General features: G+C 56.4%; 17 protein-coding genes. 10 read left to right on the top strand and 7 right to left on the bottom strand.

The genetic code is table 11. From position 1 onward, the window contains the following. Window positions 1-750: 750 nt before the first annotated feature. From KF733_03140 to KF733_03115, 6 genes are all read right to left on the bottom strand, one after another. A complete protein-coding gene (locus KF733_03140; protein ID QYK56479.1) occupies window positions 751-3,111 on the bottom strand; it encodes an SMC family ATPase in 2,361 nt (786 codons plus the stop codon). After that, a complete protein-coding gene (locus KF733_03135) occupies window positions 3,092-4,246 on the bottom strand; it encodes an exonuclease SbcCD subunit D (protein QYK56478.1) in 1,155 nt (384 codons plus the stop codon). Before KF733_03135 ends, KF733_03140 begins: the two co-directional genes overlap by 20 nt. Continuing rightward, window positions 4,247-4,852 (bottom strand): hypothetical protein, encoded by a 606-nt coding sequence (locus KF733_03130; GenBank protein QYK56477.1) that lies wholly within the window; start codon window positions 4,850-4,852, stop codon window positions 4,247-4,249. Between the two features lie 53 nt (window positions 4,853-4,905). Further along, window positions 4,906-6,651: an ATP-binding protein gene (locus tag KF733_03125; GenBank protein QYK56476.1), complete on the bottom strand. Its 1,746-nt coding sequence runs from the start codon at window positions 6,649-6,651 to the stop codon at window positions 4,906-4,908. Window positions 6,652-6,828: 177 nt separating this feature from the next. Next, complete coding sequence (locus KF733_03120) at window positions 6,829-7,434, bottom strand: ImmA/IrrE family metallo-endopeptidase (GenBank protein ID QYK56475.1); 606 nt, start codon at window positions 7,432-7,434, stop codon at window positions 6,829-6,831. Continuing rightward, window positions 7,418-7,789: a helix-turn-helix transcriptional regulator gene (locus tag KF733_03115; protein ID QYK56474.1), complete on the bottom strand. Its 372-nt coding sequence runs from the start codon at window positions 7,787-7,789 to the stop codon at window positions 7,418-7,420. The genes KF733_03120 and KF733_03115 overlap by 17 nt, the downstream gene beginning before the upstream one ends. Before the next feature lie 135 nt (window positions 7,790-7,924). Between KF733_03115 and KF733_03110 the strand changes: the two genes are divergently transcribed. From KF733_03110 to KF733_03085, 6 genes are all read left to right on the top strand, one after another. Further along, window positions 7,925-10,144 (top strand): DEAD/DEAH box helicase family protein, encoded by a 2,220-nt coding sequence (locus tag KF733_03110; GenBank protein ID QYK56473.1) that lies wholly within the window; start codon window positions 7,925-7,927, stop codon window positions 10,142-10,144. Further along, window positions 10,141-10,815, top strand: coding sequence for a hypothetical protein (locus KF733_03105; protein QYK56472.1), 675 nt, complete (start codon window positions 10,141-10,143; stop codon window positions 10,813-10,815). The genes KF733_03110 and KF733_03105 overlap by 4 nt, the downstream gene beginning before the upstream one ends. Beyond that, window positions 10,815-12,350 carry an SAM-dependent DNA methyltransferase gene (locus KF733_03100; protein ID QYK56471.1) on the top strand — a complete coding sequence of 512 codons (1,536 nt, stop codon included), beginning with the start codon at window positions 10,815-10,817 and terminating at the stop codon, window positions 12,348-12,350. Before KF733_03105 ends, KF733_03100 begins: the two co-directional genes overlap by 1 nt. Before the next feature lie 14 nt (window positions 12,351-12,364). Further along, a complete protein-coding gene (locus KF733_03095) occupies window positions 12,365-13,531 on the top strand; it encodes a hypothetical protein (protein ID QYK56470.1) in 1,167 nt (388 codons plus the stop codon). After that, a complete protein-coding gene (locus KF733_03090) occupies window positions 13,528-14,046 on the top strand; it encodes a hypothetical protein (protein ID QYK56469.1) in 519 nt (172 codons plus the stop codon). The genes KF733_03095 and KF733_03090 overlap by 4 nt, the downstream gene beginning before the upstream one ends. Window positions 14,047-14,262: 216 nt before the next feature. Next, on the top strand, window positions 14,263-15,285 hold the full coding sequence (locus KF733_03085) for an SAP domain-containing protein (protein ID QYK56468.1): 1,023 nt from the start codon (window positions 14,263-14,265) through the stop codon (window positions 15,283-15,285). A 33-nt stretch (window positions 15,286-15,318) separates the two neighbouring features. On the opposite strand, the gene KF733_03080 is transcribed toward KF733_03085, so the two are convergent. Then, window positions 15,319-17,142 (bottom strand): DUF4209 domain-containing protein, encoded by a 1,824-nt coding sequence (locus KF733_03080; protein ID QYK56467.1) that lies wholly within the window; start codon window positions 17,140-17,142, stop codon window positions 15,319-15,321. 84 nt (window positions 17,143-17,226) lie between these two features. On the opposite strand from KF733_03080, the gene KF733_03075 reads away from it, so the two are divergent. The 4 genes from KF733_03075 (at window position 17,227) to KF733_03060 (ending at window position 21,503) form a co-directional block, all read left to right on the top strand. Continuing rightward, complete coding sequence (locus KF733_03075) at window positions 17,227-17,841, top strand: hypothetical protein (protein ID QYK56466.1); 615 nt, start codon at window positions 17,227-17,229, stop codon at window positions 17,839-17,841. After that, window positions 17,838-18,311 carry a hypothetical protein gene (locus tag KF733_03070; protein ID QYK56465.1) on the top strand — a complete coding sequence of 158 codons (474 nt, stop codon included), beginning with the start codon at window positions 17,838-17,840 and terminating at the stop codon, window positions 18,309-18,311. The genes KF733_03075 and KF733_03070 overlap by 4 nt, the downstream gene beginning before the upstream one ends. Before the next feature lie 148 nt (window positions 18,312-18,459). Continuing rightward, window positions 18,460-19,656 (top strand): hypothetical protein, encoded by a 1,197-nt coding sequence (locus KF733_03065; protein ID QYK56464.1) that lies wholly within the window; start codon window positions 18,460-18,462, stop codon window positions 19,654-19,656. A gap of 293 nt (window positions 19,657-19,949) precedes the next feature. Next, on the top strand, window positions 19,950-21,503 hold the full coding sequence (locus tag KF733_03060) for a recombinase family protein (protein ID QYK56463.1): 1,554 nt from the start codon (window positions 19,950-19,952) through the stop codon (window positions 21,501-21,503). The last annotated feature ends 15 nt before the right edge of the window (window positions 21,504-21,518 follow it).

The following is a 21,518-nucleotide window of genomic DNA, read 5'->3' as shown; positions in this document are numbered from 1 at the left end:
CAGCGTCAGCGAGACCGACGACTTCATAGCGTGAATTCGTTGCGGGTGCTTCGCAGCGCACAATTCCAGCCCACGGATGACCGACAGCTTCTTCCAGCCTCATGTACCATGAATAGCGAGTCCAACTGGTCTCAACGAGAAAGACAGGGCTGCGTTCACGCGCGCCAAGATTTCTAAGCAACGAGTTCAACTCAGGCGTAAGATAGCCGACACGGTGGCTTTTGATGTATCCAATGGCCCCTGGTATCTGCTCTCGCCCCCGTAAGGGTCCGTCGATCACGGTCATATCCGATGATCCGCTAGTTGCGGCCACCTCGACCTCCAGTGCGCTAAGACCGGCAGCAAGGCCGTTCAATAGGCTATCGAGCCGATCGTCCGAAGCTGCACGTGGGGCATAGTTTGCGTGCTTCGTGACGAGGGCACCCTCAGGTGAAGGAGTAATGAGGAGCCTTTTTACGATAGCCTGCTCAATCTCTGCCGCCCCATCACAGCAGACCACGCCGGCGGCACACGACGCACAAAGACCCAGAAGGACGTCGGTTTCTCGCTCGATCCACACCCGGGCATCAATTCGTCGAACTCCGTCGATGAACTTGATCCGTGAAATCGCAGCTTCTGGACGCGCAGCAATGGGTCGCCACTCGCTGGATGAGACTTCAACGTCCAGGTCAATGGCCTGCGGGGAGGCTTCATCATTCATAGCCTCCATAGGAGATCCGAACTCTGGCTGCCACTGCTCGACCGAGAATCTCAAACCTGCACCCGCTCTACCTTCGACCCGCCAGTATCTTTTCGGACTTCGAATCTGACGGGAAGACGTTCGGCAAAGTCACGGACGTGGGTAACAACTCCGATCATCCGACCCTTGGATCCAAGCTCTTCCACCGCTCCCGCCACGGTTTCGAGTGTTTCCGAGTCGAGTGTGCCGAAGCCTTCGTCGAGGAAGAGTGACTCTAGGCGCGCTCCGGTAGCCGAACGGGAGGAAACTCCTTCGGCCAGCGCAAGGGCAAGGCTCAGGGAGGCGAGGAATGTCTCCCCTCCGGAGAGGGATTTGACTGAGCGCCGCTCGTCAGCGTTCGCATGGTCAATGATCTGGAAGTCGTTAGCGTCGGTGACCCCAAGGGAGTACTGCCCCATAGACAACTCGCAGAGCTTGACAGAAGCAAGATCGCATAGCTCGCGGAACGATCGGTTCAGCAGCCATGTCTCGAAACGGTTTGTCTTTAGATGCTCCGAGAGTTTTCGGTAGACCCGCTCGTCGGCTTCTAGTTCCTTGATTTCATTTCGGATCGCTTTGGCGCGCTCCAAGCTGGCACCATAGTTTGTAAGATGCTGCTTGGCACTGGAAAGCGCCTCCATGCAACAATCCCGGATATTCCTGTCGTCGGGCAGAACGCCCACTTTCGCCGCTTCTTCGCAAAGCCCTTTCTCTAGGGCTTCTCGCTGCATTTCCGACTCTGTGGCAAGAGTTAGGGCGTCCGTGGCCCTTGTTTCGACGCGTTCTGTGGTGGTCTTCGCCCAATCGTGCAGATTTTGCCATCCCTTGGCGGGATCGTCCGGAAGGTCGCTGGGTGGATTGAGGTGGACCAAGCTCTGCTTTGTTTCGGTGAGTTGGCTGGCTACTATTGTGGCTGCAGATCTGGCTGTTTCCAGTTCTGCTCGTCGCGTTCCCTCGTCCTCGAGGGCTTGGACGAGTGCCCGTTGAGCCACGTCGCAGGCCTCCTGCGCTCTTTCCGCATCGGCAAGCGCCGCTTTTAAATCAGCAATTCCTGGCAAGGAACTAATCTCCTCTAGCTGTGCACGGACCTCCCCCTGTTTCTGTGTCAGCAGACCACTCCTGCTTTTAACCTGTGATTCGGCTTCAACAACGGCTTTAAAGATCTTCCCATGCTCTTCTTCTGCAGCCTTGGCTTCTTCTTGTGCGGTTTTGTAGTCTTCAGGCTCTTCCGTCGGGCAACGTTCGAACGACCCTCCGCAAACAGGGCATGGATCACCTACGCTCAGGCGCTTTGCTACTGTAAATCCCTGATGAGAGGTCTTGATTAGCTCGAACTTCGTCCTACACGCGTCCAAGCGTTCTGAGGCAGCTTTCTCCTTTGCCACTGCACCATCTCTGGCCTCAGTTGCGGCACTGACCTCTCGCTCGAGCTTCTTTAGGTCAGCTTCGGAGGTCGTCAGCTTTTCATAGCTACCGATCTGTGTTTTCAGGCTATCGATGGGAGGGAGCCTGTCCCTAATCTCTTGGTTCTTTGTAACAGTTTCACGAGCGGCAGCGACGTTCTTCGTTGCCACTTCCAAGTTTGTTTGGGCTCTGGCAATGGTTTCGGAGATAGCTGTGACTTCGGGAGGGATGGCGACTTTTCCGAGCAACTCCAAGTCCTTGCCTGCAGCAGTTGCTTCGCTCCTTGCTCGCAACCGCTCCCTTTCCAGATCCTCGATCTTCTTCCAACTAAGGTCGACTCGATCGAACAGGTCAGTTAGAACAGCCGACCTTTCTTCAGCAGCCTTGAGGCCTGCACTAGAGAAATCGCCGATTCCCTGGAGTTCACCCTGCTTGAGTTGCAGAGCACTCCTGAGGCAGTTGGCCCGATTCACGGCGCGGTGCCGAAGCTGGGAGTAGATCTCCAGGCTCATCAGCTTGCGCAATAACTCATTGCGTTCTGCCCCTGAGTCGTGTAGGAATCGTGCAAACGCTCCCTGAGGCAGCAGCACGCATTTGGTGAACTGATCGAAGGTGAGGCCGATCACGCGTTCAATCTCCGGCTGGACATCTCGTATCCCGGCGGCAATCGCCTGTCCCTCTTTCTCGAAAGAGCAGGTGGGGTTTCCGGCTCGCCGCACCCGACGTGCAATAGAGAACTGCTCCTCGCCAACGCTGAAATCCAGTCGAACCTTTGCCTCGAGCTTGCCCTGCGTGATCACCGGCATCACAGCCTTCCGGTCGTAGCGGGGCACCGAACCATAGAGGCTGAACACGATCGCGTCAAGAATCGAAGATTTGCCCGCCCCCGTCGGGCCAGTAAGGGCAAAAAGCTCCACCCCATCAAAGTCGATTACGGTTCGTTCTTTGAAAGAGGCAAAACCTTCGATCTCAAGTCTGACGGGACGCATAGTTGTCCTCCAAAATCCCCTCGAAAGCCGCGATTACTGCATCTTCTTCCTCGTTCTCCTCGACCAGATAGGCGCGGAACAACTGTGCTGGCGTCATTTGTTCGTGGTCGCTCCTGTCGTCGACTTTGATGCTGGTGCTGTACTCTAGGACGACATCCACGACATTGGGGAACAACTCCCGAAGCTCATCGGCCAACCCAACCCGCGGGGATTCCTTGACGATGAGCTTCAGGTAGTCGTCCCCGACATTTCCCTGCTGAAGTTTAAGCTCGTTTAGCGTGCCCTTGAGTTGACGCAGCCTACGCCCACTCTTGAGGGGAATCGGCCTCACCTCAGCCGGAGTACCTGCCTGGGCTTCGACCAGGAGCACAGAGTTCGTGACCTCCGCGTCTCCGAAATCAAGCTGAAGCGGCGAGCCGGAGTACCACATGGGGCAGCCAGCCGCGATTTTCTGCGGGGCGTGCAGGTGCCCTAGAGCCACGTAGTGCAGCGTTGCCGGGAAGATCATGGCTGGCACGTAGTACTCGAAGATCGAGTGGGCCGCGCGCTCGCCGCCTCCCACCTTGCCACCCTGGACGGCGAGGTGAGCTACTGCGAGTTGGACGCATCCCTCCTCAAGACCCTCACAGAGTCGTCGCACGATGTTGCCGCAAATCTCCTGGTAGGTAAGGACGTTCTGAGCGGGTTCTACAGACATGATTGCGTCAGCTTTAACCGCACCTTTTTGCGAGAGGAACGGGATAAGGGCGATGGCAACCTTCTCGCCAGACTTCGATTGGACGGAGATGACTCCCCCGCTCTCGGGGCGCGCGAGGAGAGCGCCGGCAGTGACATTCACCCTTCTGAGCAGGGGTGCGATGGCGCTCAGTCGGTGAGGGTGGTCGTGGTTTCCCGAGATCACAACCACTTGAGCGCCTGTCGCCGCGAGGTCCAGCAGAGCTTCGTACACAATGTCCTCCGACTCCGCAGTGGGAGATACTGAGTCAAAGAGGTCACCGGCGACGATAACCAGATCAACCGCCTCTCCGAGCGCAATGGCTCCGATTTCCTTCAGGACCTCACGGTGCTCGGTAGCGCGTGAGCGGTTCCGGAGTGTGCGCCCAACGTGCCAGTCTGCAGTATGTAGAATCTTCATTTACATAAACCCCTTCAACTTGGCATTTGCGCTGGACCAAATCTGCCTCTTGTACTCCCAGTCGTATCGCTCCCCACGAGCATCGAAGAACGCGTCGACATCAGATTGAGTCAAACGCTTTAGCCCACGTCGTTGAGCAACTTCGACGATCTCGGCCACGTAGCCTTCCAGTGCATCCCGACGCCTTGCGGTCTCCTGCTCCACCGCAACAGGGAGTTGTTGAGCGATGGACTCCTGCACTTTGCGAAACTGACTGCGTTGGTTGGACGGCAAGCTGTAATCGTGTACGTGTTCGACGCCCTTTGACGTGAAGTAGCTTTGCAGAACCATAAACGGATTTAGCCGGCTGACGGGAGCGCCTGCTTCACTGGATAAAGCAAAGCTTATGGCTTCCGATGCTAAATCGCTTGGTTGAGTCTCAAGGAACCACTTCGGCAGGCACTCTTGATCCTCGTCATCATCCTCCCAGCGGCTGACCCTAGTTGCTAAATGCTCGGCGACGTCTAGATACTCAGAGTTCTCGGTGGTAGGGGCCCGCACGCCAAACTGGAGCCAAAGTGCAATGATGCAATCATCTTCGCGCCACATCATGCACTGCTTCTTCACACAACCACCCCGAATTAGGGGGCACATTGGAGATTCTCCTTGAACTTCTCCCATCAATTACCGCCCATTCTAGCAAAGGGATCTTCGTCGGGGGACAGGTTGCTGAGTCCGCTTGCGTTCATATCGACTTCTGAAAACCGTGTTGCCCAAGATGGAAAAGGAAACTCGACAGAGAGAGGCACTGGCACCAACGGTTGCGATACGATCATCGTGCCGGGCTTAAGAATCACGGCACGAGCCTGGAGCGCTCCTTTCAAGTATCCGTATTCAGAACGAGTTGCTTCAGCGCTATCCAAACGCCCGACAACGCGTATTGCAGACATGCCGGTAATGCGGCGCTCAACCTCGCTTGCCGTCTGCTGGGCTCCGATGAGAATCATTCCTAGGGATCGACCTCGTTCCGCGATGTCGATCAAAGCCTCTTTGATAGGGCTGCCCCCCTCGCGCGGGGCATACTTGTTTAGCTCGTCGAGGACGACAAACCAAAGCGGCCTCGATCGCCCCTGAGCTTCCTTATCGCGCATCGTCTTCCGCAGCAAGACGCCGACCACGAATCGCTGGGCTCGATCATTGAGACTGTGGATATCGACGACGGTGACTCTTCGCTCAAGCTCAATTCGATGCTGATCGGCATTGACCAGATCCGCCCGGATGAGATGGCCAAGATGCTGTCGAGCGCTTTGCAATCTCCGTATGAATGCATTGATTGTGCCGGTTGTGATCGATGATCCCGTCCATTGTTGATTTGCGCCCTCAACCTGAACCGTAACATACTCCACGAGATCGTCGAATGTTGTTAGAGTGCGGCTGGTGTTGTCTTCGCGAATACGGATGGCTCCTTGCTCTGCAGCCTCTGCCCGGCGCAGTTGGGCAATGACGTTTTGTGCAACGATCGTATATTGCTGGCGGTCATCATCGACGTCAGCGAACAAGAACTCCATGAGACCGTCACGACAGAACTCATGCAGTGTCCAAAAGAACGACCGAACTGCTCCGTCCGTTCGACTATTGACGTCGGGAACGCCATTCTGATCGTCTCGGCGAGGAGGTGCCCAGAATGCAACGCTCTCAAACGGCCCGGGAGCAAGCCCAAGCGCCGCATATCTTGCTCGGTCAGAGTCCGACAAGGCGGAATTGGGCTTATCCAGAAAAAGGAGGTCCTCTCCCTTTACGTTGAAGATGAGAGCTTTGGAGTTCGTTACCTCGGCACCGAGTACACCGGATTCGAAAAGGCTGTATAGCAGGAAAAGAGCGTAACTTGTCTTGGTTGCGACTCCCGACATGCCACTGATGTTGATGTGGGCTCCCTTAGTCCCGTCGATGAACTCCAAACTCGCATAAACAGGCTCGTTTTCTCGCGTGAGGCCCACCGGAACTTGCCCCAGCATGTCGTCAAAGTACAGCGCGGAAGCTCTCTCGGCTCCTTGCGTTTTGCGCACCTCCTGCCCAGGTCGCGGCGGCAGGAAGACCTCGGGCTCACAGCGGGTCACGAGTATTTGCGCGGCTTCACAAATTTCAGCCGGCAACAATCCTTGCGATATGAGAAACACATCGCTGTCAAAGCGAGCACCTTCGTGACGTGCACGGACATTGTTCACGACACCATAGACAGTTATCGATTCGCGGCCGGGAACCTCGCGGGTCACGGCAACCACGTCATCCAGTTGAAGGAACTGTCCGGGTTCAACAGCGACCCAGAACTCCAGAGGAGTAGAGTCTTCTGTTCCTAGTACTCTACCGACTGCGATGCTAGATGCCTGATCCTCGATAGGCATTCCTGGACCAATCTCTTCATTCATACGGTTTCTGCCCTCGGGATTAAGACTATGGCAGGTCTGGCTTGGATCCGAACCTGAATCGCTATTGCCATTGAGCCGCAATCAACCTCACACGATCTATCCTCTCTGAGTGTAACGTGTTCAGTGCGCACTGCACAACTATACCAGACGTTTCGGCCGTGTCAAGGGTTGTCGGAATCATTTTCTGTTGAAGTTCTCAAGGCGAATGCGTGCCGACTGGAGGCTGACATTAGCTTCGCTGGAGAGCATCCTGGCTGCTTCCTCAATCGATGTCCACCCACTTGGGAACAGTTGGGATACGTGCGCGGTCGGCATCAGAATGTGGCTCGCAAACATGTTTGCCTGCCACTCCAGTTTGTTGCGGGTGCCCCCCGCGCCCCGGTGCAACTGAACGACTGCCTTTGACGACTCTGTGTAGAAGTCGAAGACTCCCTGCAAAAAATGGGGCTTGTGGAGAATGTAGTGGCCGTATTCATGGGCCCACGTAAACCTACGTCGACCCTCGTGCGCGATCGATTCGCGAACAAACATCTTGTCCCGTGAGAAGTCGTACGCGCCAAGGACATCGGGTTCGAACTCAGGATGGTCGTCATCGAAGTATTCGACCTCGATTTTCTCCATGATTTCGACTAGGGCTTCGATGTCGATAGGAAGTGCGGGCCGGGTTCCGGTTTCGCGCTCGAAGCGCACCAGCTTGTCCCGGACGATGCGCTCTAGTCGGGCAACTGGTAGAAACTGCACTCCGCAGAAGCATGCCGGTACAGGATCAAACTCCGTCGCCATCCTCAGAAAGCTCCTCAGCTAGTTTAGAAAGCTGTTCGACCTGTTCACGGGAGAGGTCCTTTGCCGCTCGGAACAACCTGACGAACTCGGGTCGATCCTCCACGGCTTGCTTGGCTACGTCATCCCATCGACCGGCGAGTCCAATTAGATCATCAAGCGAAGTTTCGAGCAGTTCCGCGATTTTGGTGAGTCGATCGGGCGTTGGTGGCGGCAAGGTCCCGTTCTCAACCCCGCTCACATAGGTTGGACTGACGCCCAGGGCATCTGCGAACTTCCGGAGCGTCAGGCCCTTCGCAACCCGGAGATCCCGCTGCTTGGCTCCGTAGCGATTGGATGGACCCACTTCTTCCGTCATTGTCAACTGCACACTTTACACGATGGCCGCGAATATGTCAAGCTCTTGGAGCCTGTGCGCAACGAAAACGACACTTGCCGAGAACTCGTCGAACCAAAACTTCGGGAGTCGGGCTGGGAGTCGAGTCCTCACTCGATGACCGAGCAATACAGGATCACGAAAGGACGAATCGTGGTCGCGGGCCAGGTTGCGCGACGTAGGGAGGCGCTGAAGGCCGACTACCTGCTGAAATACACGGGTGATTTCAACATCGCGGTTGTCGAGGCTAAGGCTGAGTCGGAGCTTGCTGCGAATGGGGTCCAACAAGCCATCCGGTATGCGCAGATGCTCGGACTCTGTTTCGCCTATTCGACGAACGGGCACGATATCATCGAGATCGACCTAACCACGGGAGTTGAGGCTAACGTCAGTCAGTTTCCCACTCCAGAGGAACTTTGGCATCGGCTCAATGGCACGGAGCCGTTGGACGCCGATCAGACGGCCCATGTCCTTGCGCCGATCTATTCCGCTGGCTCTCATGAGGAACGGTATTACCAGCAGATCGCCATCAACCGGACGGTTGAGGCGATCGTCCGTGGGCAGAAGCGTGTGCTACTCGTCATGGCAACGGGTACAGGCAAAACTCCGACCGCATTCCAAATCTGCTGGAAGCTCTGGACGTCAAAGTGGAATGCCAGGAACGACCCCACGCGCAAGCCTCGCATCCTTTACTTGGCTGATCGAACGGTGTTGGTCGACGACCCGAAGGACAAGACCTTTGCTCCCTTCGGTGATGCTAGGGGAAAGATCGAGCGCGGGAACGCGATCAAGTCCCGCGAACTCTACTTCGCGACCTATCAGGCCATCGCAGAGGATGAATCCAGACCGGGGCTGTACAAGGAATATGCTCCGGACTTCTTCGATTTGATCATCGTCGACGAATGCCACCGGGGCAGCGCGAGGGAGGATTCGGTCTGGCGAGATATCCTGGAATACTTCGAGCCTGCATTCCAACTCGGTCTCACCGCCACACCAGTAAGGCGGCACGATGGCGACAGCTACGACTACTTCGGCGATCCGATCTACACCTACTCGCTGAAGCAAGGGATTGAAGACGGCTTCCTAGCTCCATACCGAGTCCATCGCATCGTCACGCATTACGACGCGGTTGGCTACCGGCCCAGTCAGGGCGAGGTAGATCGGCTCGGTCAGGCGATCCCGGACGGTGAGTACAGCACGAAGGACTTTGAGCGAACGATTGCCCTCCGGGCGCGCACTAAGGCGATCGCGAAGCACTTGACAGATTTCATGAAAGCACACGATCGGTTCGCTAAAACGATCGTCTTCTGCGTCGATCAAGAACACGCCGCTGAGATGAGGCAGGAGTTGATAAACCTCAACTCTGACCTGGTTAAGAAGCATCCAAACTACGTCTGTCGCGTTACGGCCGACGAAGGAGACCTAGGCAAAGGACACCTTTCCGACTTCCAAGACTTGGAGAAATCGACGCCCGTTATCCTCACAACGAGCCAATTGCTGACGACCGGGGTCGATGCCCCGACTGTCAAGAATGTCGTTCTCGCTCGCATCATCGGATCGATGGTTGAGTTCAAGCAGATCATTGGACGCGGTACGCGCGTGCGCGAAGACTACGGCAAGCTCTTTTTCAATATTCTCGACTACACCGGCACAGCGGTCACGATGTTCGCTGATCCAGACTTCGACGGCGAGCCATTGCCACCTGACGAGCCTGGAGGTGGGGGAGACGGCGAACCGCCGCAGGTTCGAGAAGGACGTCGCAAGTATTACGTGGACGACGGAGTAGTTCAGGTGGTCGCGCATGTGGTCTACGAACTCGATGCGAACGGCAACCAACTTCGTGTCATTCAATACACAGACTTCACCAAAGAGCAAGTTCGGAGGCTCTATCCAAGTGCGGAAGACTTGCTCGCGGATTGGTCGAAGCCGGACAAGCGCACGCAGATCATCGAAGCCCTTCGTGATAGAGGGATTGAGTTTGACGAACTTGCTAAGGTTGCGGGAAAGCCAGACGCCGATCCCTTCGACCTCATGTGCCATCTCGCATATGGTGCACCCCTGCGGTCCAGGCGAGAACGCGCGCAGAACCTCAAGAAGCGGCAGGCCGAGTTCTTCGACCAATTCGGTCCGACCGCGAGGATGATCCTCGAAGAGCTACTCGCGAAATACGAGGAGGTGGGTGCGAGTCAGTTCGTCATCCCCGATGTTCTCCAAGTTCCCCCCATCTCAGAGCACGGCTCAATCCAGGAAATTGCCTCTGAGTTCGGCGGTCCAGTTCAACTGCGTGACGCGGTGACGAAGCTACAGGAAATGCTCTATATCTCGGAGGTCGGATGAGTCAGTCCCTTAGTCGGTTCGAAGCGAACAAGCAGGATGTTGAGGACTTGCTGGGGTTCCATTCAAAACTTAGCGGAGCGAAGCGTGGACGGCGACCACCTGAGCACCAAATTTTGAACAAGTCTGCGATTCTTTTCTGTGCAGCCATTTGGGAAGCGTACATCGAAGATCTGGTGGAGGAGTCAATAAACCATCTTGCGACCAACTGCACGGATCGTACGAAACTGCCCGCGTACCTGATTGGCGAGATTGAGAAACACTCGCAAGGAATCATCAAAGGTGACGCCTCCAAACTGTGGGACTTCGCTTCCAAATCCCTTGGCGACCTTCTCCGAGATAATGCCAAGCGCGTCGCCAACACCCTTCCAAAGACGGGAAATGAATTCAACACCGCCAAGACTGCTCAAGCCTCCTCGTTGATCAGTAATACGCTGGGCCTTGAGAAGATCGAAGACCAGTGGTTCTGGTCAAAGATGACCGCATCCAGCGCCCAGACCAAGCTAGACGAATACATTTCACTTCGAGGCGACCTTGCCCACGGGAAGAAGGACTTGGGTGCCGTTCGAAAAGATGCGGCCAAGCGCATGATGAATCACATCGAGAGGCTTGTCAAGAAGACCGACAAGCTTGTTTCAACTCACTTGAAAACGATCACGGGAGTGGACCTCTAATGCCCCGAGGAAAGAAAAACACCGATGCCGCCGCGCCGCTCTCTACGCGAGAGTCCCTAAGCTCGACCATCAAGACTATCCGCAACATCATGCGGAAGGACAAGGGCCTGAACGGTGACCTCGACCGGCTGCCAATGCTCACGTGGCTGATGTTCCTCAAGTTCCTCGACGATTCCGACGAGATGCACAAGGTCAGCGATGAGCTTGCTGGGCGGCCCCACAAGGAGTTGATCGAGCCGCCATACAGATGGCGAGATTGGGCTGGACCCGTGGATGGTTTGACCGGCGACGAACTCAAAGCGTTCATCAACCAAGACGAAGCCATCCGGCCAGACGGGACGCGCGGACTCGGCCTCTTTGCCTACCTGAAGACTCGTTCGGGTGGCCGGGGAGACGTTCTTGCGTACGTCTTCCGCGAACTTCAGAATCGGATGGCAAATGGCTATCTTCTGCGCGACGTGGTGAACAAGATCAATGAGGTCAAATTTACGTCGAGCGAGAACATCCACACCCTTAGCCACCTCTACGAGTCGATGCTCCGAGAGATGCGCGACGCGGCGGGCGACTCTGGCGAGTTCTACACCCCTCGCCCCGTCGTCAAGTTCATGATCCAGATGCTTGATCCCAAGCTCGGTGAGACCGTGCTCGATCCGGCTTGTGGAACAGGTGGTTTCTTAGTGGAAGCCTACGAGCACATCAAACAGCAAGCTCGATTGGCAGAGCACTATCGCGTGCTTCAAGAGCACACGCTCTTCGGCAACGAAGCCAAGTCCTTGCCGTATCTCCTTGCTCAGATGAATCTCGTGCTCCACGGCGTCGAGTCACCCAATATCACCATCGGCAACTCGCTTGCCGTCAAGCTCACTGAAATCGGCGACGCCGAGCGCGTGGACGTCATCGCCACCAATCCGCCTTTCGGCGGCGAAGAAGAGCGCTCGATCCAGAACGGTTTCCCCGCCGACAAGCGCACAAGCGAAACCGCGCTCCTCTTCCTGCAACTCATCATGCGCAGACTTCGACGGCAGCCCAAACCAGGTCGCGCTGCAGTCGTTGTGCCGAACGGCGTGCTCTTCGGGGATGGTATCTGCGCCCGTATCAAGGAGGACTTGCTCAAGGAGTTCAACCTGCACACCATCGTGCGGCTTGGCTCTGGGGCGTTCGCGCCGTATACCGACATCCCCACCAACCTCCTGTTCTTCGATCGCGAGGGCCCCACGCGCGAGGTGTGGTACTACGAAGTAGCGCTGCCCGAGGGGAAGAAGAAGTACAGCAAGACCGCTCCGATGTTGGAAGAAGAGTTCCAACCCGCCGCCGACTGGTGGATGGATCGGAAAGAGTCGGACCGGGCGTGGCGTGTACCGATTGCGGACATTGAGGCTGGCGATCTGAACCTAGACATCAAGAATCCGCGAGGCAGTTCTGTCGAAGACGATGCCGCCCCGCATGAGATCGTGGCACGCATGATCGAGAACCAGAGACTGGTGGGCGGCCTTCTTGAGGACATTAACAACCTAGTTCGAGAGGGCTCGGCGTGACCATCGCCAGCACGATGGAGGTCGAGCCCGTACCACTCGGTCAATTGCTCCAACGTTCGACGGAGACAGTGCGACTTGCTTTGGATGCAGAGTATTCCGAGGTTACAGTTCGCCTAAATGGCAATGGTGCAAAGTTGCGCCGAAAGGTTCGTGGGGCGGAGATCGCGTCCGAGAGCCGTTACCTTGCGCGAGCGGGCCAACTAATCCTTTCCCGCATCGACGCGCGACACGGCGCAGTAGCCCTCCTGCCGGACTCCTTGGATGGAGCCGTTGTCACCAACGACTTTCCTCTCTTTGACTTCAACATTGCGCGGGTCATCCCAGAGTATTTGTCGCTCGTAATTAAGGCCGAGGAGTTCGTGGAGCTTTGCAAGCGCGCGAGCAAGGGTTCCACAAATCGAGTTCGGATTAAGGAGGACCTGTTCCTTGCCCTCACCATCCCCCTCCCCTCGCTCGATGAGCAGAGGCGCATAGTAGCCAAGGTTCACGAGGCGATGGGGGCGCTGGATCGCGCGGCCACATTCCACGCCCAAACTGTCGCCGACTTCGACCGCCTCCTCATCGCCCTCGCCCACCGCGATGATCTGACTGACGACCAAAAGCGCGAGCGCGGCTGGCGCAAACTCCGTCTCGGCGATGTCATGCATCTTGACCTCGATCCCGTTAAAGTCGACCCCAGCGAGGACTATCCGAACCTTGGCATCTACAGCTTCGCTAAGGGGCTGTTCGAGAAGCCGCCGATCTCAGGTTTGGCGACAAGCGCGGCGGTTCTCAACCGAGTGCAGTCGGGACAGTTCATTTTCAGCCGCCTCTTTGCCTTCGAGGGTTCGTATGGCTACGTTTCGGCCGACTTCGACGCATTCTACGTCTCAGGCGAATACCCAACCTTCACCTGCAATCCAAATGAGTGTCGGGCTGAGTTCGTATTTGCCCACTTCAAGCCCGAGCGCATCTGGCAATCACTTTCTGCAAAGAGCAAAGGACTTGGCCTCCGACGCCAACGCGTTCAGCCTCCCGCGATCCTCGCACACGAAGCCTGGGTGCCACCTATGCCAGAGCAGGAGCGCATCGCCGAAGTCCTCACCGCCCAGCGGCGCTTCACAGCAACCGACACCTTTCAACGGGATGCCGACGCTCTACGTCGGTCGATCCTTTCGAAAGCCTTCCGAGGTGAACTTTGAGTTTCAACAACATCGCTGACCTGCCTCAGGAGTGCGCTTATTGCGGCTCTAACGAAGACTTGACCAAGGAACACGTCATTCCGCGTTCGTTCGAAGCAGAAAACGCCGCGAACTGGGAACCGGTCATCGTTTGGGCATGCACGAGGTGCAACGGCGAAAAGTCGAAACTCGATTCGAGGGTGAGGGACCTCTTTGCAATCGATATCTTCGGAGGCAACCACGAAACCGCGCAAAAGCTCATGGCTGGGAAGATCAAACGCAGTGTGCAGCGTTCGATTGAGCTTGGACACCGCAATGCGCTACTTGAACTCGCCAAGTCCATGTCGCCTGATCGCATAGTTGGTGCGGATGGCATCGTTCTCGCTGAGGGGATGGGGACAAAGCTGTCGGACGATCCTTTCACTCCGTGGTTTAGTCTGGTTATCAAGGGAATCGCTATGGCACTCAGCAACACACGGTTTGCAGAAGCCTTTGATCTTGATCTTGGTCGCTATTACCCGGCTCATACGGCTTGATCCGGGAGCAACTTCAAGCTATCGGGGCCCCAGATCCGGTGGTGCTGGGCAGCCACACCAAATTCACTTACAGGACCGTTGATGGAGCGTCTACTGGATTTGGAGTGTGGGTCTTCCAGTTCTACGGTGGCGTTGTGTTTGCCGCATTCGTGACGCCCGAAGGGATGATTCCGGAGGTCGAGGAGTAATGCTGGTGAGGCTCACACGAGTTGCGAAATGAACTTGCGTTCACTCTTCTCCAAGCGCGAAACCGCCACGCCGCGACCGGTCAATGAACCGCAGCCCTTGTCTCAGCAGGAGTTGTTCCTGCTGTCGTTGTTCCTGAAACCTCGGCTCCGGCAGACCATTACGGGGCCAGGATGGAATGACGTCTGGCGAGCTTCATTGGGTAAGGAGCCCGCGCGAGTCCTCGATGGCTTCGTGACGCAAGGTCTTTTGCGCACCTGCGACAGTGCGGAGAAGCTTGAAGTCAAGTTCCGCGTCCCGGAGCTTGTCGACATCTGCAAACGTCACGGCCTCGCTCACAAGGGCAAGAAAGCGGAACTGATTGCTACGCTGGTCGAAAGAGTCAGTCCGAGCGAGATCGCTTCCATGACATCAGACGTGCATCCCCTGCGATGCACTGAGGTTGGGACTACCTTGGCTGACGCTTATAAGCAGAAGGCGGACGCGGCTCGGCAAGAAGCTGAGGATTCATGTATGGATGCGCTCCAACGAGGTGAACTGGCGCAGGCTTGCCAGATCGTGCGGCGGTTCGAAGCGCGTCAACCTCTTCCGAGAGGCATGGGCGTTGACTGGTCCAATCCCGACATTTCGCACGAGCTTGGACTGCTGGTGGCGCTCTTCCAGGATAAACCACCTTCGACAGCACCGCCGACCACGATCGCAGCAGCGATGGGCTTGCTCTGGGGGACGGGACCGGAGAAGTGGCTCCCCAAGGAACCGTCCGATTCCAGTAAACGCCGACGCCGCACACCGGAAGAGAAGGCAGCGGAGGTGGCCGCACGAATGGAAGCATTCCGAGCAAACCATGAGAGGACACTTGAAGGCTATCGGGCGAACAGAGACGTGATCATCGCTGTAGAGATCCTCGCCGCCCAATCTTCATGCGACTTCTGCAAGAGCAGAGTCGGCCGCTATCCGCTCGATTCCGTGCCTCCATTGCCTCACTCAGAGTGCACTCACGACATGGGATGCCGGTGTGTATACGTCCCGGTGACAAGACTGAGCGACCTTTAACATTGCTTATCAGGAGAAGCTGTCCTGTTTCGGTTAGTCGTTGTGCTCGATTTGATTCTCACTCGCCCGCTCGACTCCATGAAGCAGCAGCCAAAGGGTCAGCGGGACTAGGATGATGTTGCTCGGGCTGTAGAAACTTCCCGCCGAAACAAGCCCATGTGAGACGTTGTTCCGAAGGTTCGCCCCAGCATGCTCGGCCAGCAAGCCTCTCAACTCAAAGGCGAGGTCTTGTCCGAAGATCTGGCTGAATGCCTCAGTCTCCACGATCTTGTTGATCGGGAACTCGTCCTGCGTCCCATCTTGGCGCAAGAAGGTGGTGAGAACGCCGTGTTGGTTCAGCACGTGCCGGAATGAGTTCTCCAACTGCGGTACGAGCAGGTGCGTCGCAATGAGGTAATCGCCTTCAATTCCCGATTGAAGGCCGCGCGCGAAAATCGGTTCACGTCCCTTCGGGACGAAGAGATTGTCGTTCAATAGCCAGTCCAGACAACCTTCCTCCCACGGGTGCTCGCCAGCAATCATGTGTCGGATCTGCTCGGCCATCCACGCGGTCACCGGTCTGGTCATCTCCGCCATCCGCCACATGTGTAGTTGGAGCAACTCGTCGCTTGGCTCCTCATTCAGCGGCATTGCGGGGATCACGAAGGCGACCTTGCCGTCTTCGCGCAAGATGGAGTTCGAGAAGATGCTCGAAAGAGGACTCTGGGTGACGTGCTCTCGGACCATCTCACGTAGGCGTTCCTTGCCGATTGGTCGGACCTGAATTGCCCAGAATGCCAGGGCATCTCGGAGACTCATACCCTTGACCTTCTCGATGTGCTCGATCAGTTGTGGATCTATCGGGACGCTGGTTTCGATCTTGCCCAGGTGCTCCAATCGCTCCTTCTGAAGCTCGTGAAGGCGCTTCATGAGTTCCTCTTGCCGTTCCTTGGGAGCACCTGCCTGCCTCAGCGTGAGCAAACCCTGTTCAAACCAATGCTCAGCAGCGAGTCCTGGCTTCCCAGCCATCGTCTCTCCGACTGAAATTTGAGCTTCTCCCTGACGAAGCGAAGCCTCGGTAGCGCCCGCTTCGTTCCCCGCCTTCCTTCTACACGTTGCGACGAGGGCCCAATAGTCGGCAGCGGTTATCCAGTCTTGGCGACCTTCAGCGCCCTCTGCGGACTTTTCCGCGTAACCCGCCAGCAATGCGGGATCACCAATCTTGTATGCAAGGGCGAGGTCGATGATTGATCTGGTCAAGTACAGAGGATCGCTCCCGTCCAACTTGGCGAGGAGTTCGAGAGCATAGTCCGCGACCGCATTGCGTTCTGCGCTCTGCTTACCCAGCGCTCCGGCGATCTGCATGGCTCGCTGCAATCGGTGAAATCCGTGCACCCACTCAGCGGGGTCCATCAACGCCTTGGCACCCTCCAGATATGCGGCGGCCGCGACCCGCGCTGCTTGGTGATCCTTTCGCCGAATCCAAAGGATGTCGGCCAACCTTGCTTTCATTTCTCGGTCGGCGATTTCGGCGTACACGGCCGCGATTGGGTCAAGGTGTTGATCCTCGAAATCACTCAGCGCGGCAGATCGCGAGTTCGCCATGACAAACATGGGCTTCAGCGGCTCGGCTGCGTCGTTTGAGTCATAGAACATCGACGACGCCGATCCAAGCAGCACGTAGACTTGCTCTGCGCGTCTGTCTCCAGCTTCAGCGGCGACTCTGGCGGCGGCGAAGAGCGGGGTTGAATAGTTGTCAACCTCGTCTCGCTTGTCTTGCTCGATCGTGTCAAGCCACGGGACTACGCGCAAGTCGTCTGCCGTGACGTGCAGGTCCGTGAACATCAGCTTCGGTGCTTCTGGGGTGTGTTCTTCCAATTCGCATTCTCCATATCAGCGGATTGCAATCCGTGAGTGTTTAGTGTATACTGAACACTCATTCAAAGTCAAGGACACGAACTGATGGAAATTTCACTCACCGAATTTGTCGACTTCATCGTCAAGACGGGCACGTCCCGGATGACGCACGTGAACTCCCTGAGGAAGCGCGGTCCATATAGTCCTGCCACGGACTACTACAAGGGGTTGAGGGAAGCCATCGTTGAGTTCCACGCTGCGGGTTCATCTGATGGCACGATCCTGGAGAAATCCGTCTCGGTTCATGTCAGCACCCACAAGGGAAGCAAGTGTCCGGCGCGGCTTGAAGCCTATCGTCGCTTTCTGGGGCGAAAGCGGGTCGTGTGGTTCGCGCCACCGAAGAGCGAGTGGCGCTTCGATGAACTCGTCGTTAGACTCAATCCTGAGCTTGGCTTGAACTGGAACGGCACGAGTACGGTCATCAAGCTCTATTGGAAGGAAGCCCAGCTTACAAAGAGGCAGGTCGAAATGATCCTCTATATGATGCACGCCGTTCTCGGGCCCTTGGTCGAAGAGGGAACGCAGATGGCGATCCTCGACATTCCCAGCGCCAACCTGATCACGTCGCCGTTCCCATCGGCCAACCTAATGCCGTTGCTCCGGTCCGAAGCAAGAGCGTTCGTTGAGCTATGGCGAGGCTTAGAGGAGGATTCACAGTGAGCGAGGAGGTTAGGGAGATTTCCATCCAGCACTCGATGAGTGCGATCGTTGAGTCAGGCTGGGGCGAAATGGTTCGTAAGTTCCGCCCGATCGTCAAAGCAACCGCGATGGCTACCGAAGTCAACGTCCTCTTCGCCATCGCGTTAAGGCTAACGCGACTGGCCATAGCGAGTGACCTCCTTGCAAAGAAGGGGCTCGACGAGGAAGGTCACATCCCTCAACGATCGGCCGTCGAGGCCTATGTCAATCTCTGCTACATCTTCTACAGTGGTCCGCGACGCCGCGACAAGCGGGGCACACCGAAAGAGAAGACCACCCGAGACCTCTGTCTTCAGTTCTGTGCGTATGCCGACATCGCATATTACAAGCTGGTCAAGGCGGATACGGATCGAGTTAGGTCAACTTTCAAGAAGCGCCAGGGCGTCAATGACTCTGAGTTCGACGCGATGCTTTTGGAGTGGGCTCGCTGAAATCGCGACATGGCTCAACTGGGGTGAAGGCGACCATCACACGGACAGCGACATTGGCCACTATGGCCAAGGCGGCAAATCTGCTTGTGGATATCTGGGCGACTCCCTGCGTCTATGGGCAAAGAAGGCGGGAGAGTCCGAACTTTGGATGTTCGAGGACCTCAACTGGCGAAATCGAACGGACTTTGCAGACTTCGGTGCTCCCACACCCCATGACCCAGCAAGCGCTCCTGCGACCGTCCAACGATGCTCTCTGAACTCAGGGTGTGTTCGCATCGAAATCGAGGACGTCATCAACGGCCGTCAGTGGAGAGTCGATTCGCTCATGCGGGACCTTGCCACTGTGTACGACCGGCTTCTCCGATTTGGGCAGCTTCAGATTGTCGTGAACGGCTCGCTAGTCAAGCCAGTCGATTTGCCGCTCGATGCGTCGATCGGGAAAATCCCGATTGACGTCAAAGTTGGCGATGTGACCGCGAGAGGCTGGGCAGGTCGACTGGAACGCGGAAAGCTGAAAGACGGATACGTCAAGGCTGGATTCCGGCTCTTTGCTAAGGGCCGCATGATGGTCGAAAACGAATCGTTCGGCTTCAACTTCGCCGCAAAGGGCTCTCTCAATCAGTTCGTCTCCGAACTTGAGATTGACGGTCTGACCCCAAATCTCAACAAGAGTGGCTTCGTCGAACGCGACGATCAGGTCTACAAAGACCTGGGTCGTGAAGTTCTGAAGGAGTGTGCAGCCCTCATAAGGCAACTTCGCGAAGGTCACGACGAGAAAATTCTTGGCCGTGAGAAGAAGACGGCAAAAAGAGTTCGTGGACAACTCAAAGAGATGTTCAAGCATCTTGCCGAAGGCGTGGGGGATGAGCCGGTCGAAGTGCAAGAGACCCCGACTGGTGAGGGAAACGAGGGCCGCAAGCCACGAGAACCCAGGGAGAAGTCCGAGGGCTCCAAAGAGCCCAAGGGTGAGAAGACGGGCCGCGAGAACACGCCGAAATCTCCGGCACCGGACGGAGCCGTGGGAACCCTGCGTCGCCTGATGCGTCGACTCAAGAATGGCAAGGACTGCCCGGAAATTGAAGTCGTCGCGGGAAGCCCTGAGGTTCGCTCGGCGCTTGTCGAAGAGGATGGCAAAGTCGTCGTTCAAATCAACAAGAACTTTCCCGGTTACGCCAAGGTCGATGGCGCGGATTCGTACATCGCTGAAACGGTGCTCATCGAACTATTGATGCGCGACGAGGATTGCCAACTCGCGCCCGCTCTAGTTGAGCGCGTTAACTTCTTGCTCGTTCGTTGGTCGGGTGTCGCGTCCAGCGAAATCCACGACGAGCAAGACGCGGTTTAAGGAAGAGTCAGAAGGTGGGCACGAGCAATTTCGTGCCCACTCTCATTTTGTCGACCGATTTTGATCCAAAAAGAACGAACATATTCATATATGACCGCATGCCTTCGATTCCGACCTGCACCCTATTGGCCCAGACCACGTAGATTTCGCCGCGATCCGATTCACGACGAACTTTCCAATTGTCACGACGATTTCCGTTCATACCTCTCAAGAGCTTACGGCCGCCACGTGACTCTCGAAGAAGCCGATAGTGCGAAGCGACGGCTGCGCGATTTCCTTACAGGACTCCGAAAATGCAAAGCAACCTCAAATCAAAACTATCTGCTGGACGACAAGTCTTAACACCATCTGGCCCCGACCTTAAGGAGTGCGTGCTCTATCGGCGCGTGTCGACGAAGGAGCAGGAAGACGAGGGCTGGAGCCTTGATTCCCAACTGCGTGAGGCAAGGCAATGGGCTGAGCGAAATGGGTACAGGATCCTTGACGATTTCGTTGAGAGCCACTCTGCCAAGCGAGAAGGCAGGCCAGCATTTGCACGAATGTTGAGAGTGCTCGCTGAGTTTCCTGGAGCATGTATCATCACCGAAAAGACTGACCGGCTTATCAGAAACCGGAAGGATGCATTGGCCTTGGAGGCTATGGGTGTCTCGGCATATTTTCTACGAGAAAACCGGTGGTGGTTGCCTGACGCCAGGGCCCACGAACGACTAGTTCAAAATTTCAAGGTCTTGATGTCCGAACACTATTCAGACAACCTTTCGGAAGAAATTCGAAAGGGACTAGACGAAAAGGTTCAGCAGGGCATCTATCCCACACATGCTCCGCTCGGATACTTGAACGTACCCGAGCCGGGAACCAAGCGCAAGATGATTGCCATCGATCCGGTGCGCGGCCCGATCGTGCGGCAGTTGATGCTCGAATATGCAAGCGGCGCGCACTCGATCAAGACCTTAGCGGTGCGAGCGGAAGAGCTTGGATTGAGGACGAAGAAGGGCAAACGCGTCCATAAGAGCGGCATGGAGGACATTCTTCGCAATCCAGCATACTGCGGGATAATCCGCTGGAACGGTGTTGACCACGACGGAGTTCATGAGCCCCTGATTTCCGAAGCTACATGGCAAACCATTCAGGATGTGATGTCGGGTCGTGGCACGAGTCGCGTCCGTTACGGAGCCAAGAACCTTGCTTATCGAGGAATGCTGCGCTGCGCCTGTGGTCACCAAATGTCGGGGGAGGTCAAGAAGGGCAAATACACCTACTATCACTGCACGGGCATGCACGAGTGCGCGCGCCCATTCGTCCGCGAAGAGGTTTTTGACGATTTCTTCGTCTCACTCTTGGAGGGACTCGTCCTCCCTGACTTCATTCTCGAAGAACTCTGTAAGGACGTGCGGGCCCAATACGAGGAGGAGCGCACCGTCGATGCCGCCCGGATGTCGGCACTGGAGGGCCAGCTAAGACGAGCGAAATCCAGGCGAGAGCGCCTTTACGACGACTACGCCGACGGCGTTCTTAGCCGTGAAGAACACAAAGAAAAGAAGCAGGCCCTCGTTAGTGAGATACGGGAAATCGAGGTAACGATGGCGTCCCTGTCCGGTCAAGAATCGAGTTCCTACGACGAGGCAGTTGAGATTCTAGAACTCGCCAAGACCGCCCATCTTAGGTTCAAAACAGCCGGTCCGGACGAAAAACGCCAAATCGTCTCTGCAATGCTCTCGAACTGCAAATTCGACGGCGAAAAGGTGGTCGCAGACCTCAATATGCCGTTCGATTTGATGCTAAACGTGGCAAGAGAGGGGGCCGGGGCTGGCCCGGAAAACGAGAAATCTGTAGATTGGTGGAGATGATGAGATTCGAACTCA

The sequence above is a fragment of the Fimbriimonadaceae bacterium genome, from assembly GCA_019454125.1.
GTDB lineage: Bacteria > Armatimonadota > Fimbriimonadia > Fimbriimonadales > Fimbriimonadaceae > JALHNM01.
Note: the sequence above shows the minus strand (reverse complement) of the source record. Positions and strands in the feature narration are given on the sequence as shown.